At 61.6% G+C, this 14,087-nt stretch carries 11 protein-coding genes, 1 tRNA gene, 1 other RNA gene and 1 pseudogene; 3 read left to right on the top strand and 11 right to left on the bottom strand.

Annotated elements, in window-relative coordinates; translation table 11 throughout:
* Window positions 1–11: 11 nt before the first annotated feature.
* The 3 genes and pseudogenes from CPA42_RS13030 to CPA42_RS01215 form a co-directional block, all read right to left on the bottom strand.
* Window positions 12–746: pseudogene (locus tag CPA42_RS13030) on the bottom strand (ATP-binding cassette domain-containing protein).
* A 282-nt stretch (window positions 747–1,028) separates the two neighbouring features.
* Entirely contained in the window at window positions 1,029–1,838 is an 810-nt protein-coding gene (locus CPA42_RS01220) for a Cof-type HAD-IIB family hydrolase (RefSeq protein WP_024513535.1), read from the bottom strand.
* Window positions 1,839–1,847: 9 nt separating this feature from the next.
* Window positions 1,848–2,648 (bottom strand): HAD hydrolase family protein, encoded by an 801-nt coding sequence (locus CPA42_RS01215; protein ID WP_002517237.1) that lies wholly within the window; start codon window positions 2,646–2,648, stop codon window positions 1,848–1,850.
* 479 nt (window positions 2,649–3,127) lie between these two features.
* On the opposite strand from CPA42_RS01215, the gene CPA42_RS01210 reads away from it, so the two are divergent.
* Window positions 3,128–4,594, top strand: coding sequence for a threonine/serine exporter family protein (locus CPA42_RS01210; RefSeq protein WP_002519955.1), 1,467 nt, complete (start codon window positions 3,128–3,130; stop codon window positions 4,592–4,594).
* A gap of 3 nt (window positions 4,595–4,597) precedes the next feature.
* On the opposite strand, the gene CPA42_RS01205 is transcribed toward CPA42_RS01210, so the two are convergent.
* From CPA42_RS01205 to ffs, 8 genes are all read right to left on the bottom strand, one after another.
* On the bottom strand, window positions 4,598–7,237 hold the full coding sequence (locus CPA42_RS01205) for an FtsX-like permease family protein (RefSeq protein WP_002518669.1): 2,640 nt from the start codon (window positions 7,235–7,237) through the stop codon (window positions 4,598–4,600).
* Window positions 7,237–8,019, bottom strand: a complete 783-nt coding sequence (locus tag CPA42_RS01200) for an ABC transporter ATP-binding protein (protein ID WP_002517144.1) — start codon at window positions 8,017–8,019, stop codon at window positions 7,237–7,239. Before CPA42_RS01200 ends, CPA42_RS01205 begins: the two co-directional genes overlap by 1 nt.
* A gap of 5 nt (window positions 8,020–8,024) precedes the next feature.
* Complete coding sequence (locus tag CPA42_RS01195) at window positions 8,025–8,600, bottom strand: PadR family transcriptional regulator (RefSeq protein WP_002517220.1); 576 nt, start codon at window positions 8,598–8,600, stop codon at window positions 8,025–8,027.
* Between the two features lie 107 nt (window positions 8,601–8,707).
* Window positions 8,708–9,313 carry a recombination mediator RecR gene (gene recR, locus CPA42_RS01190; protein WP_002512927.1) on the bottom strand — a complete coding sequence of 202 codons (606 nt, stop codon included), beginning with the start codon at window positions 9,311–9,313 and terminating at the stop codon, window positions 8,708–8,710.
* Window positions 9,314–9,343: 30 nt separating this feature from the next.
* Window positions 9,344–9,667, bottom strand: coding sequence for a YbaB/EbfC family nucleoid-associated protein (locus CPA42_RS01185; RefSeq protein WP_002517187.1), 324 nt, complete (start codon window positions 9,665–9,667; stop codon window positions 9,344–9,346).
* A gap of 109 nt (window positions 9,668–9,776) precedes the next feature.
* A complete protein-coding gene (locus CPA42_RS01180; RefSeq protein ID WP_002517233.1) occupies window positions 9,777–12,623 on the bottom strand; it encodes a DNA polymerase III subunit gamma and tau in 2,847 nt (948 codons plus the stop codon).
* 94 nt (window positions 12,624–12,717) lie between these two features.
* Entirely contained in the window at window positions 12,718–13,095 is a 378-nt protein-coding gene (locus CPA42_RS01175) for a hypothetical protein (protein WP_002518667.1), read from the bottom strand.
* A gap of 37 nt (window positions 13,096–13,132) precedes the next feature.
* Window positions 13,133–13,229, bottom strand: an RNA gene (gene ffs, locus CPA42_RS01170) — signal recognition particle sRNA small type.
* Between the two features lie 127 nt (window positions 13,230–13,356).
* Between ffs and CPA42_RS01165 the strand changes: the two genes are divergently transcribed.
* Both CPA42_RS01165 and CPA42_RS01160 read left to right on the top strand, forming a co-directional pair.
* Window positions 13,357–13,722, top strand: a complete 366-nt coding sequence (locus CPA42_RS01165; protein ID WP_002517182.1) for an RNA-binding S4 domain-containing protein — start codon at window positions 13,357–13,359, stop codon at window positions 13,720–13,722.
* A gap of 79 nt (window positions 13,723–13,801) precedes the next feature.
* Window positions 13,802–13,886 (top strand) — tRNA-Ser (locus tag CPA42_RS01160).
* The last annotated feature ends 201 nt before the right edge of the window (window positions 13,887–14,087 follow it).

Here is a 14,087-nt window from a genome sequence, read left to right as displayed (position 1 = left end):
AAGATGCCACGTCATCGCGCCTGCTCCGATACACCCACGACATCAAGAAATGCCGCCTCTGCTGCGTGAGAAGATCCCGCACCATGCATGAGGAATTCATCGGTAGATCCGTCATAGGCAATGTTCCCCTCATGCAGTATTACGACCCTGTTGTACATTGAGTCAACGTCGGAAGTATCGTGAGTGGACACCACAAAACTACGAGTAGCGCCGAGCTCCGTGAGCAGATTCCGAAATACGTGCTTCTGCGCTGGGTCAAGGCCAGCAGTTGGCTCATCGAGCAAAACAATCGGCTGTTCTCCTACCAGAGCTTGAGCCAAACCAACTCGACGCAGCTGTCCTCCGGACAACTGATTGGGCTTGTCCTTCAGACGGTCTTCTAATTGGACTGCCTCTAGCGCCATAATTGCCCGCTTCTCACTCTGGGACGAACTACACCCGCCGAGCCAAGCTGAATATGCCACTTGCTCAACTACCCGGAACCCAGGAATTGGCCTGATCTACTGGGGCATCAGAGACACAACGGAACGAGGGTCTTTACCCCCATCCACGGCTATTAACCCCGCCGAGGGCTGAAGTTCGCCCGCACATAGCCGCAGCAGGGTAGTTTTCCCCGCACCATTAAGGCCCAAGAGAACCGTTGGCCCGGTATCACCCAGAATTAAGTTCAGTTCAGTGAAAAGCCGGGATTTGCATCGTGGATAGGAGAAGTGAACCCCTTCGAGCTGTAGTGTCTGGGTCACCATCGGATCCGGAGAAAACTCCAACCACATAAAAGCCCTCACCTGGCGCACCCAATTACGCCGAGACAGGTGGCCGCTAGGGTCACGCCTGCAACCGTTCGATTCTTCACGCTGCTTGTCCTCGTAGCCTAATGCCCGCCGCTCGGAGGGCCGTCGGCGGCTAAGCATATTTCCAGACTTTAATTATAGTCAAGACGCTAACGACACCTATATTAAGATCGCCTACGAGAGGGCCGTACCTCATATACTTCCTGTCAACCGCTATGTTGAGCTCCGAATGGTTCGTCACCGTTCTCTCATGGACAGCAGCTTCTCGATGACCTGCGCAACCCCATCCTCGGCATTCGACGGCGCCCGGTGACGGGCCGCTGCGACCGCCAACGGCACCGCATGAGCCATCGCGTAGGAGTCTCCCACCCAGGCGAGCATCTCGACGTCATTAGCTCCGTCACCGAAAGCCACGGTGTCGGCCCGGTCAATGCCCAGGTGATCGCACAGCATGGACAAACCGGAGTCTTTGGCCACCCCCTTAGCACTAATCTCTAGCATCGGCTTCCCCGAGGTAGTGACGTGTACCTCGTCAGCCATACCGACGCTCGCCGCGCGCGCAGCGAGTTCCTCGACGGACAGGTTCGGATGGCGAGCGACCATTTTGAGGCAGTCTCCGTCAAGCACCTCGTCGAGATCCAGGGCGGGCATGTCGGAAGGCTCGCGGGAATGGTCAGCGAACGTCGTCAATTCGGTATAGCCGCGCTGGGAGGCGAAAGTGAGCCCGTCGTCCTTGATCGTCAGAAAGCGGGTGCCGGGAGCGGCATCGAGGAGACGGTGGGCGAACTCGTTCGCCACGGCACCCGGCATGAGTTGGCGAAAGAGTACGGTGCGAGCTTGGAGGTCCCAGCAAATGGCGCCGTTGGAGCACAGTGCCCAGCGGCCTAAATCGTCACGCCACTTCTCAATACCGTAGATCTGCCGTGCGGTGACTGGCACCACCGGCACCCCGGCCTTCTCTGCGACGCGAATGGCATCACGAGTGCGAGGGCTGATAGTGCCGTCAGGAGTCAGGAGGGTTCCGTCAAGGTCAGTTGCGATGAGCACACTGCGAGATTATCGAGATGCCAGCAACTCCTCGACAACAACGGCGAAACCATCCTCTTCGCAGGAGGGAGCGCGCCTGTCCGCGGCAGCAATCGCCTCCGGCTTGGCGCCGCTCATCGCGTAAGACACACCGGCCCACTGCAACATCTCAACGTCATTGGCCCCGTCTCCCAGAGCGACGACATTGGCACGATCCTCGCCGAGGAGCTGACAGATGCGTTCTAGACCACTGGCCTTCGTCACGTCGGCCGGTCCGGCCTCGGCCACCGTGAACCCCGCCCACGTAGCGTGAACTCCGGGCACCCGCAGGCGCCTAGACAACTGGTAGATATCTGAGGCAGGCACTGTCGGGTGCACGATCATGAGCTTGACGGCTTCACTAGAGCACAGCTCCTTACGACTGACGAGAACGTGCTCGGCGGGATCGTTCTCAGACTCAAAGGCAGGGACAATCTCGTCGTACCCCTCCTCAACGAGAAAGACTGAGGAATCCCCAACCTCCGCACAGAACACCACCCCCGGACACTCGGCAGTGAGTTGGTCGACGTAGGACTTCACGGTGCGAGCCGACATCGTCTCGGTGAAGAGAGTCTCGCCAGTGGACATGTCCGTACCGACAGCACCGTTAGACACCAGGGCATACCGGTGAAAGACCGGACCGATGACGCGCAGCCCACCAATAGCCCGTCCCGTTACCGGAATGACGTGAATACCAGCTGCCTCGGCGGCCTTCACGGCAGCCCGGTTTCGAGGAGACACGGTGGTGTCGGGGGTGAGGAAGGTTCCGTCGAGGTCGGTCGCGATGAGCACCCCGTCACCCTATCGACAAGTCCCGAATCCGTCCCCGTTTGGGTACCGTCGGTAAAGACCATCACAATGGTCCTGCAGGGCGTTCCTGCGTGGCGCGAGGAGGGTGTCAGATGGCGGAGAAGCGGCCGGGTGCTCGTAGCGGATCCGCGTCCCGAAATCATCCGCGCTCCTGGCACGGCGACGACCCGATCCCACGAACCGCTGACGGCATTGACGCCCGTATTTTCCGTCCCGGCCAGGCCTCCGCCCAGCCCGCTACCCCACCACAGTCGAGCGCCACCCCTCCTGAACCCCCGGTCAATGAGGAAAACCCGACGAGGATGGCCCCGGTAGGCAACCTTTCGAGGTCGTGGCCCCTGACCCGCTCGAGGACGGTTTCTCCCCACAATGGCCAAGCCAAACTCCGTCATTCCAGGCCACCAAGGGCGCACCGGACCCGTCGCGTCCCGCTGGAAAAACTCTTTCGCGCCAAGACACCAGTGGAGCCGACTCTAGCTCTCAACCTGGGCGACGCCGAGATGGCAATCATGCAGGCTCGACGTGTCGTCGACCTCGTCACCCGCGTCGCGGTGATGGCGATCTCGGTTGGAGGTTCCGCGTCTGAGGCCGTCGCAATAGCCCTGCGCATCACCGCGACTTACGGAGTGACCGTCCATATCGACATTACGAACACTTCCGTCATCGTCACCCAGCATCGTGGACTGGACGAGGACCCCATCACCGTGTTGCGGGTGGTTCGTTCCCGCAGCAACGACTACCAGCGCCTGGGTGAACTGCAGTTGCTCGTCGATGACATTTGCGACAAGACCGTCGGGCTCGAGGAGGCCGCCGACCGCTTGGCCGCCATCACGCGTAGCCCCCGGTTGTACCGTCAGTGGTTCGTCACTATGAACATTGGTCTCATGGGGGCAGGGCTGTCCACCTTGTTCGGCGGTACCGTCATGGACGGCGTGCTGAGCTTCTTCTCGACGTGCATCGTCGACGCCACCGTTCAGGCGATGGCGCGCAAGCGGATCACGAATTTCTTTGCTCAGGCAGCCGGTGGCGCCATCGCGACCGCGTTCGCCCTTATCGTCATGGTGTACATGGCGGCTTCCAATCACCCTCTGCCGCTGTCTCCGTCCCTCATCGTCGCCGCCGGAATCGTCTCCCTGCTGGCCGGCGGCTCTTTCGTCGCGGCCTCCCAGGACGCCCTCGACGGCTACGTCGTCACAAGTTCCGGACGATTCCTGGAAGGGTTTGTACAAACCGGTGGCGTCATCCTCGGCGTCATCACGGCGATGTGGATCGGACTGAGGCTCGGAGTGCCCGGGTACATCTCGCCCGCCCTGGGGTTCTCCACCAACCCGGTCCTCCAGATGGTCGCTGCCGCGGTCATCGCCGTGACCTTCGGCATTTCTTCTCACGCTGGATACCGCACCCTGGCGATCTGTGCGGCCTTGGGGGCGGCAGCCTGGGCCGGATACCTCCTCGGCATGCAGTTGACGGGATCTGTGTCGGCAGCGTCAGGACTCGCAGCCATGGTGGCAGGCTTTATCGCAGGCCTGGGAGCGAAGCGCTGGAAGGTGCCTCAGCTAGGTCTGGTGACGATCGCCATCGTCCCCCTCATGCCCGGCGTCATGATGTACCGAGCCCTGTACATGATCGTCAATGCGCAAAACGAAACCGGCGGCACCTCAAACGCTGGGTGGACCCTCTTTCTAGAGGCCCTGCTCGTCGGTGTGGCGCTAGCCGTCGGAGGCAGCTTCGGCGCGCTGCTGGCCCGTCCATTCACTCTCCCGAAGGATCTGCGGTCCCGGTTGGCGACCCTCGCTTCCTGGGGTGCTGGTCAAGCCGTCCCGCGTGAACGGCGCCGTCGGCGATCCCAGCCCCCGGCGGATCCGCACCATCCAGCTCTCAACAACACTGAGACTGACCCGACTGTGACGGGAACTTGGGCACGGTAGGCGTCAGTCCAGTCTCTGCATCCGTGGTCGCGGCACTGGTACGGCGACCATCGTCACTAAAGCCAGCAGCACCGGCGGGGCGAACACGATGAGCGCCAGCCACGGCAGTGGCATTGGCATCGGCCAGCGGGGGCCGACGCACGTCATAACGGCAACCGGCACGAACCCCACGAGAAAGCCAAGGATCTGACCAAGCCCTGTCGTCACGAGGGCCTGTGCTGCCACCATTCGTCTCAAGGTCGCCTTTGACGCCCCTACCGACGCGATGGCGGTGCGCGACCCCCTCGAGTCGGACAGAGTCAAGGCCAATACCACGGCGCCCACGCATACCGCCAACAGCGTGCCCACTACCGCCGACCAGCGCATCACGGTCCCGGAAATATCCGAGTACCCCTTTTCCCATATGAACTCCGAGGGTGACCCGGTGACGTCCATGAGGGAATGTTGCAGACGGTCCCCTTCCTTCGCGGTCGGAGTATGCGGCAACCGCAACCACACCGTTGTGGATTGGGTTTTCATGTTGTCGGGGCTTACCCCAAGCACCTTGGCTGCCGTTCTACGGCTGATGAGATTGGGCACACCGTATCCCAGGGCATGGTGGGGAGCATGGATAGCTGGAAGCACGGTGGTGCCGGCACCGTGACGTTCGTCATGGTCAGAGATGATGGCCTGCGAAATCCGTGTGGCATCGGGCGAGAACAGGACGACTCCATCATCGAGAGCCTTCATCACCCTGCCGTCTGCCTTCTCCCCAGTCAGCAGCTCATACAGAGTACCGTCGTCGATGGCCACCGTCGACGACATCGCTCCGTTAGGTACTTTGGGGGTGACTTCGAGACTGCTAGTGCAGTACTTCCCGTCCTGACCGCACGTCACCGGCTCCTCCGGTCGTAGATATTTCACGTGCGGCCCGAAAACCGCAGTGACCCGTTTGATCTCCCCGGCAACACGATCGTCCGAAGTCCTGACCCCGTCATCGTGTTCACCAGCGAGAACCCCAATGTGGTCTCCGAACTCCGGGACGTATTCGGCCTTGTCCTGGATGGCGAGACTGTCGCAAAAAGTAACGGCGGCGCATGCCAGCACGGTGATAGCCATGGAGGCGGCAACCCCTGGTACCGCCCGTCCTCGGTTACGGTTAAGATCGCGCAGCGCGAACCGGATCGGCAACCGCGACGATTTGCGTCCCGACACCTTGTCCACCAACCAGGGCATGGCAGACACAGCGGCCAGGTACAGCACGACAATGGTGACGATAATGCCAATATTCAGGCGCACCATCACGTCGCCGGTCGTTCCACGACGGCCATATATGACGCCACCGACACCAGCGAGCAGACCGATCGCCGCGATGACGATCGCTAACGTTGGTCGCCGCGCAGGCCGTGCCGCAGATTCGGCATGTTTGACCCCCATGAGGGCGTCTTGACGGGCAACGTCACGAGCCGGGAACCAACAAGCGGTCAGTGCCGCAAGCAGACCGACCACGGACCCGACGGCGGCATATCCCCAATCGACCCCATAGGTGATGTAGTCGGGGTACACCATTCGAATAATGGCCACCGCGCCATTGCCCATACCCACGCCGAGGCCCACCCCGAGGAGGGCCCCCGTCAGGCCCAACAGCAGTCCCTGATGAATCATCACACCCATGAGGTCACGTCGAGCGGCCCCGATAATGCCGAGCAGAGCGAGCATCCGCCGCTGTTGACGAGCGCCAATAGCGAATGCTGCGGCTGCGATAGTGGCTACGACAATAGCCGAGAGCACCCCAGCGGCCAGTATCAGCGCAAACATGTCCCGTTCGAAGGTGTCTCCTTGACTGGCACTCTCTTCGGCACGGCGGTCGGCGACGCCCACCCCGGACGCATTAAGCTTCTCGACTTGTTGCCTCGTGAGCGATGCACCGTTGACGTAATAAGTGAGCTCTCCACCACGGGCCAACGGGCTGCGAGGGGCTACCCAGAACGTTGGACCATTCCCCGGCCATTCTTCCCGGACCACCCCAGTGATGGTGTACCGGTGCCCGTTGACGGTTACTCGGGACCCCACCGACCAGCCATAATCTTTCGCAGCACCGGTGGTCACCCAGATGTTATTGCCGGTAGGCATGGGGCCACGCGGGAACTCCATGCGGTAGGGACGCATAGTCGTCAGGTCCATCGCCTTAACCGTTGCCGACAAGGTGGCAAGCCGCCAGGAAACGCTAGCCTCGGTAGTCCTCAAGGGGTGCAGCTTGTGGCCAGGCAGCCTCAGGTTGGCCAGAGCCGTCTGTTGCTGGGCTCGTTGGTGCGCATCTGGCTCGGCACCGTCGTCACAGTACGTGTTAGTCGGCCCTTGCTGGGAACAGTGACCATCCCAATTTGATATCGGGCTGATGACCATGTCGGCGTCACCATAGTTATTGAGGGCCTGGCTGCCGGAGACACTGCCATCCGAGCGCAGGAGCACCCCTAATCCGGACATGATGGCCACCGGTAACGCTATGAGCATCACGATAAGTAGGGAGCGCAACTTGTGCCTGCCGATGTCACGTACGGCCAGGCGATTGATGAGACGGCGGTGGGGCCGTCCTCGGGCAATAGCGTCTCCGGAGAGGCGAACCGCGCTAGTCGGCATCTCGGGCGTGGTCCGGGCTGACATCACCACCGGCCACGTTTCGGGTTGTCGTTGAGTAGTTCCATAGGATCGCTGACGACCTGAGACTCGTCGACGAGCCTTCCGTCTCGCAGGAAAATCACCCGGTCAGCCCACGCCGCGTGACGAGCCTCGTGGGTCACCAGGACGACGGCGACTCCCTCGTCAGCGAGGGTCCGGATGAGGGCCATGATTTCGTCGCCGGTGACCGAATCAAGAGCACCGGTGGGTTCATCGGCCAGCAAAACGCGGCGATCCCCGACGATGCCGCGGGCGATGGCTACTCGTTGACGCTGCCCTCCCGACATCTTCTCGATGTGGCGATCAACTAATTCCGGGACGCCGACGCGCTCGAGGGCGATCTCGGCGGCCTTGCGGGCACGAGTGGCCGACACCCCGTCGAGTTCCAGCGGCACAGACACGTTCTCGACAGCAGTAAGGGTGGGCACGAGGTTGTAATCCTGGAAGACGAAACCAAGCTGACGACGTCGCACCCGCGCCAGGTCGTCGCGGGACATGCCGCCAAGCGGCTCGCCACATACCGACACAGTTCCAGATGTGGGCTGGTCCAACCCACCAGCCAGACCGAGGAGGGTGGATTTACCGGACCCCGACGGCCCCATGACAGCGGCAAAGGTACCAGGGTTGACGCCTAGGCTGACGTCGACGATGGCGTCGACCCGCTGCTCACCCTCGCCGAAGGAACGACTCACATGATCCAGGGACAACACGGTGCGCTGCATCGTGGGAGTGATCTGGTCAGCGGCGTGCAACGGGGTCGACGTCATACGGTTCAGGCTTCCTGGACGGCCTTAGAACCGTCGGTTACTGGCTCGGCGGGCTGATGGGGGCGGGCGTGAGAAGCCTGTACCGCCTTGGATTCGCAGTGGTCGAGCCAACGGATCTCCGCCTCGGCGGCGAAAATCATTCCATCAACGAGTAGCTGACCGGCGAGGTCGTCCTCTGCGACACTACGGCGGGCCTGACGACACTCTTGCAACTGGTGCATGGTGGCGTGACGCTGATCCTGAATGAGGGTGGCGACGTCAACATCTTTCGACGTAGCCGCCAGGGCGATCTTGATGGCCAATTCATTGCGAGGCGGGTTGGCTGGGGCGATCGGGGTAGTGAACCATCGACGCACTTCCTCGCGACCCTTCGGACTGATGGTGGCGATAACCCTGCCATCGGGGGTCTCCTCTCCACGGTAACACAACCCGTCACGCTCAAGGCGGTCCAACGTTGTGTAAACCTGTCCAATGTTCAAGGGCCAGGTATGATTTGTGCGCCGATCGAACTCGTTTTTGATCTCATACCCGTGACGAGGCTTCTCAGCCAGTAAGGCGAGGATGGCGAACTTGATGGACATGTAACCTCCGGGTGCCGTGCTTCGATCTCGACCAATAGTCGCATACGCAATATTCGTCGGTCAAGGACTTATCCGACCTTTGCCCACTTAGTGAGACACAGCGCTAATCAGGCACCAACTCCCACATGGAGGCGTCCCTCGAAGGCGCGCCCCAGGGTGACCTCGTCGGCGTATTCCAGGTCGCCGCCAACCGGCAAACCAGAGGCTAGTCGGGACACCGTCACGCCCATGGGCGCGATGAGGCGGGAAAGATACGTTGCCGTTGCTTCCCCCTCAAGGTTCGGGTTGGTGGCCAGGATCACCTCGGTAACGGTTTCGTCAGCCAACCGCTGGCACAATTCACGGATGTGGAGATCAGCTGGGCCTTTTCCGTCTAACGGCGAGATCGCTCCGCCAAGAACGTGATACAGACCACGGAATTGTCGGGTACGCTCCACAGCAATAACGTCTTTGGACTCCTCAACAACACAGATCATCGACTGGTCCCGACGCGGATCACGGCAGTACTGGCACACCTCGTCGGAGGAGACATTAAAACAAATCTTGCAGAACTTGGCCTTCTCTTTGACCTCGCGCAAGGCGTCGGCCAGTTCATTGGCCTCCTCCGCAGGAGCGTCGAGGATATGAAAAGCGATCCGCTGCGCACCCTTCGGCCCGATCCCCGGTAGCCGAGAAAGGGCGTCAATGAGTTCTTGCAGCGGACCGTCGTACATCGATTCTCCTGTCTAGTGTGCTGGGGTAGCTCACAGCCCAAGGCTGGGCATCTGAGGCATGAGAGACTGCTGCATGGCGCGGGCCTGGCCGGTGGCGTCCTTGACGGCAGCCACAACGAGGGCCGCAAGGGTCTCGGCGTCGGTGTCTTCGAGGGCTTCGGGCGCGATCGTCAGCGCATCGAGTTCACCGGTTCCAGTAACCGTGGCGCGAACAAGGCCACCTCCAGCGGTGCCCTCGAAATTGCTCTCCGCGAGTTGGTTCTGGGCCGCTTCAAGCTGGTTCTGGACAGACTGAGCCTGCGCGAGCAAGGCACCTATGTCAAGTCCCCCGAGGTCGAATCCTCCAGTGGTCATAGTGTCTCCCATGTGTGTGGCCCCTGGTCCTCGCCGGTGGGGCGGTGTCGTCATCCACAGTAGCCGTCGGTAACGACGAGATTCTGGGTTGATATATTCCCGCTCGCATTCATCTGGCGGTTGAGTCACCGTCGGTGTCTATGACGACCCCACCTAGCTCGCGCATGATGAGGTCAATCGGACTCTCGTTGGACTCCTCCACAACGGTGTCGTCCCACTCCCCGCCGTCATCAGGCGGCTCCTCGACCTGGGCTGACCGCGAAGTCACCTCAAGAGGGCGAACACTTCCTTTAGCGCGCTCACTCCAACGGTGCGCGGTACTGACCGCAGCAGCGGAGGGACGGCCTTGCGAGGATGCGCCACCAGGGTCGATCTGCCGCGCAGACTCAGCGCGTCCGGCAGCCTCGACGTGATCCTGGCCTGGCACCAGATCAGGTTTAGGTTCGGCAGCTCCACCGCTGTCAGGGTCTGGGGCGCCAGCTACGGGTCCCGATTCCACGACCTCATCGCGGACATCTGCGGACTGGTCCTCGGTCGTGGCATCAGGGGCAGGATCGTCGTCCCCAGCCTCGCTGGGATGGGAGCTGGTCACCGGCGGGGGTGGCGCATCCTTTGAAGCGTCGTCGGAAATCGCCTGACGGTCACCCGGTCGGCCCTGAGGATCCCGACCGGGATGAGTAGGGTCCGACGGTTCGCCACCTCGCGTCGAGTCTTGATGGTGTGGCCCTTGCTCCCAGGGATCGTCATCCGGTGGTTCCTGGGCAGCCGGTCCACTCTGAAACTCAGCAGGATGGGACTCGGGGCGGACGGCGGCCGGAGGCTCCCCGACGACCGCAGTGAAGGCCAGGTCCACTCCCAGCACCTTCACAACGGCGTCATGCAAGACCTTCGGGTAATTACCGGCAGCGAAATTTTCCCGGGCTCCGATATTAGAGAATCCCAAGGTGGCCTGATTGCCGTGAACCTCAAGCACCTGGGCGTACTGATTGAGGACCATCCATGCGACACGTCCGCCATCCTTGACGGCTTCGAGGACCTGCGGCCACTCGCGACGCAAGGTGGTGATGTTTATGGCATCGTCGGCGCGACCGCCTTGTTCGGCGGAAGGCTGTTGAGGTTGGGCCGGTGGGGTGTCCTGACGATCCCGCTGAGACGGCTGGTGGTCCTGAGGTCTGGGTTGCTGGCGCTGACTGGTTGACGGACCGCCCTGCTGCCTTGGTCCCTGCGACATCTGACCATCATCGCCGTGCTGGTTGGACGGCGGCTGTTCAGCAAGCTGATTGCCGGGCCGGTAATCCTTACGGCTGGGACGTGGACGCCCAGATGGACGCTGTCCGGGCGACGGGGCGTCGTGGTGTTCTGGTGCGGACCGACGCTCCGGGTTTTGAAGGTTCTCCGCTGGCCAGTGCTGAGGAGGACTAGCCTGCTGTGGTGTGTCCGCATAGCGAGTGGGAGGCTGGGCGGTGACCGGACGCTCAGCACGTTCGACCTCCTCAACGGGGCCGGAGACGCCGATCCTCCTCTCTAACCGCTCCAAACGTGCATGGATTCCACGACCATCCGTGTCGGCTCCGGGTAGGAGAATCCGCGAGCACATCAGCTCCAGGTGGAGCCGGGGAGCGGTAGTGCCGCGCATGTTAGTTAGCCCGGTGGCCAATACCTCGGCAGCGCGGGTGAGTTCGCCTGCGCCGAAACCAGAAACCTGGTGAGCAAGTCTGGTGGCCTGCTCCGGTGAGACATCGATGAGTCCGCTCCGGCAGGCGTCAGGGACCGCCGAGACGATGACGAGGTCGCGCATGCGACGCAGCAGGTCCTCAGCGAAACGGCGAGGGTCCTGACCTACCTCGATGACCTTGTCGATCGTGGCAAAAACCTGGTGGGCGTCCCCGGCGGCAAAGGCGTCAACGATCTCGTCTAGAAGGGCCTCTGGGGTGTAGCCGAGGAGGGCCGCAGCCTGCTCGTAGCTGACATGGCCATCAGCAGCACCGCCGAGAAGCTGGTCAAGCACCGAAAGGCTGTCTCGCACCGACCCACCACCGGCACGCACCACCAGCGGCAGGACGGCGTGGTCGACGTCGATCCCCTCCTTGCCGCATAGCTCAGCCAGATACTCGACGAGCACCTTCGGCGGCACAAGGCGGAACGGGTAGTGGTGAGTCCGGGAGCGAATCGTCCCGATGACCTTTTCCGGTTCTGTGGTGGCGAAGATGAACTTGACGTGTGGCGGGGGCTCCTCGACGAGTTTCAGCAAGGCGTTAAAGCCCTGCGGGGTGACCATGTGGGCCTCATCGATGATGTAGATCTTGTAACGCGAATGTACTGGGGCGAAAAAGGCGCGTTCGCGTAAATCACGTGCGTCATCGACCCCGCCGTGGGAGGCAGCGTCAATCTCGATGACGTCAATCGATCCGGGTCCACCACAGGCCAGGTCGCGACAGGACTGACACGTTCCGCAGGGAGTCGGCGTCGGACCCTGCTCACAGTTCAGCGCTCGGGCAAGAATGCGGGCGGTCGTCGTCTTGCCACAGCCACGTGGCCCTGAAAACAAGTAGGCATGGTTGACGCGGTTATTAAGGATCGCGCGCTTGAGAGGCTCAATAACATGATCCTCACCAATAACCTCATCGAAGGTCTCCGGACGGTAACGCCGGTAGAGGGCCAGCGGAAGCTCTGGAAGATCGTCATCGGGGTTACTGTCAGGGGCTTCCCCGATTAATTCCTGAACCCGCTCAATAACGTCAGCCCCATCCTCCTCGTCCTCGTCTGTCTCGAGGCCGTCGGGTTCCTCAGGGGTCTCGGGGCCGTCCAGCAACCCTGGATCGCACGGATCCGAGGGAAGGTCATCATCAGGGGTAGCTTCGTCAGGAGGCATGACGGGGCGCGGCGACTCCTCGTCACCGAAAAGATCCGGACCGTCTTGCTCGAAGACCTCAGGCTCAACGGCCTCATTCTCCATGCCCGGTTCAGGCGCCCTCTCATCCACGGTGAAAACCCTAGTTGACGGCTGCGACACATTCTCATCGGTCCGCCCAGCTCCGCGCGGAACATCCTCAGCCAAAGAAAACCAGCAAGAAGCTGATCACCGTCACAACGGTGAAGGTGGCCCACGAGATCTGAACCGCAGAGCGCACCGGGTGGCCGAGCCGCTTAGCTTTACGGCCGCACGAGGTGGTCACGAGCGGGGGAATAAAGAAGGCCACAACGTCTAGGCCGACGACTGTCCAGGTCAGCCAGGTCGGCACACCGCTGTCGTGAAGCTGGGGGTAACCGAGATTGGCCGGCAGCATTGTTTGAGCCATCATTCCGATGATGCCGGCGACGATAAATAGCAACAGCGAGCACCAAGTGATACCTGCCCAGATGGAACCAGCACGGTCGGTCGTGATGATGCGTCGCTGATCGTCCATAGCGACCCTCCTCCCGGGCATTGATCGAAACCTTATAAGGCACGGCTGCCGCGGACATGAAAAGGGCTCCCCGCGCACCCGGTAGAGCCAACCTACCCTTGCTACCTCTCGGTCCTGGGGGAGTTCAGTCAGGTGCCGTCGCACGGGGAACCAAGTTCCACTTTAACCGACGCCCTGCCCGGGGAACAACCCGTGGCAATGCTGCGCGAATCATCATCGGCTGCAACAACGCGTGACTCGCCATAACATTGCTGACACGTTTTCCACGGCAAGGGAGGCATCATGACGAGGATCGACGTGTGGCTGTGGTCGGTGCGCGTCTATAAGTCCCGGTCGTTGGCTACCGCCGCCGTCAAGGGCGGCCACATTCGCCTCAATGGAGACCCGGTTAAACCCTCCCACGACGTGAAACCCGGCGATACCGTCACCATCCACACCCCCGGATGGGACCGGGTCCTCAAGGTCGTCAACCCGATCACGAAAAGAGTCGGCGCCAAACTCGCGGTCGAGGCTTACGAAGATCTGTCAGCTCCCCGACCCGCCTACCTCTCGGCTCCCCTCGCTCGCCGTGACCGTGGGACTGGACGACCCACCAAGAAGGATCGTCGCGAGATCGATCGGCTCCGAGGCCGAGACTCTCGCTATTGAGGGCTCTTCGCCCGGCTTAACACACCACGACTCGCGGCCGAATTGGCGCCACGCGTCAAGTCCATGTACGCTACTTGGCGGAGGATTCGCCTAGAGGCCTATGGCGCTCGCTTGGAAAGCGGGTTGGGTTCACGCCCTCACGAGTTCGAATCTCGTATCCTCCGCGGCAAGTCCGCCTTTCGGTCTATCCGGGGGCGGACATTTTCATTTGAGTTCACTGCATTCTGCCAGGGGCCGTCGCGAAATAGTACTTCGGGTTTTCGGCCAGCGTCACTCGCTCACTCCTCAAGGCCGGTGGTTATGTCCTGCCGTAAAGAGCGGGTATATTTCTCTGAGCATAAATCAAAACGGCGCAAAGGTGACCA

This window comes from Cutibacterium acnes (assembly GCF_003030305.1).
In the GTDB taxonomy this organism is placed as follows: domain Bacteria; phylum Actinomycetota; class Actinomycetes; order Propionibacteriales; family Propionibacteriaceae; genus Cutibacterium; species Cutibacterium acnes.
The sequence above is the reverse complement of the archived record's forward strand: the minus strand, read 5'-3'. Positions and strand labels throughout refer to the sequence as shown.

Bases quoted from the DNA above. Each gene is read 5' to 3' on its own strand.
- CPA42_RS01205 (WP_002518669.1), bottom strand. From the start codon at position 7,237: ATGTCAGCCCGGACCACGCCCGAGATGCCGACTAGCGCGGTTCGCCTC.
- CPA42_RS01200 (WP_002517144.1), bottom strand. From the start codon at position 8,019: ATGACGTCGACCCCGTTGCACGCCGCTGACCAGATCACTCCCACGATG.
- CPA42_RS01195 (WP_002517220.1), bottom strand. From the start codon at position 8,600: ATGTCCATCAAGTTCGCCATCCTCGCCTTACTGGCTGAGAAGCCTCGT.
- recR (WP_002512927.1), bottom strand. From the start codon at position 9,313: ATGTACGACGGTCCGCTGCAAGAACTCATTGACGCCCTTTCTCGGCTA.
- CPA42_RS01185 (WP_002517187.1), bottom strand. From the start codon at position 9,667: ATGACCACTGGAGGATTCGACCTCGGGGGACTTGACATAGGTGCCTTG.
- CPA42_RS01180 (WP_002517233.1), bottom strand. From the start codon at position 12,623: ATGGAGAATGAGGCCGTTGAGCCTGAGGTCTTCGAGCAAGACGGTCCG.
- CPA42_RS01175 (WP_002518667.1), bottom strand. From the start codon at position 13,095: ATGCCCGGGAGGAGGGTCGCTATGGACGATCAGCGACGCATCATCACG.
- CPA42_RS01165 (WP_002517182.1), top strand. From the start codon at position 13,357: ATGACGAGGATCGACGTGTGGCTGTGGTCGGTGCGCGTCTATAAGTCC.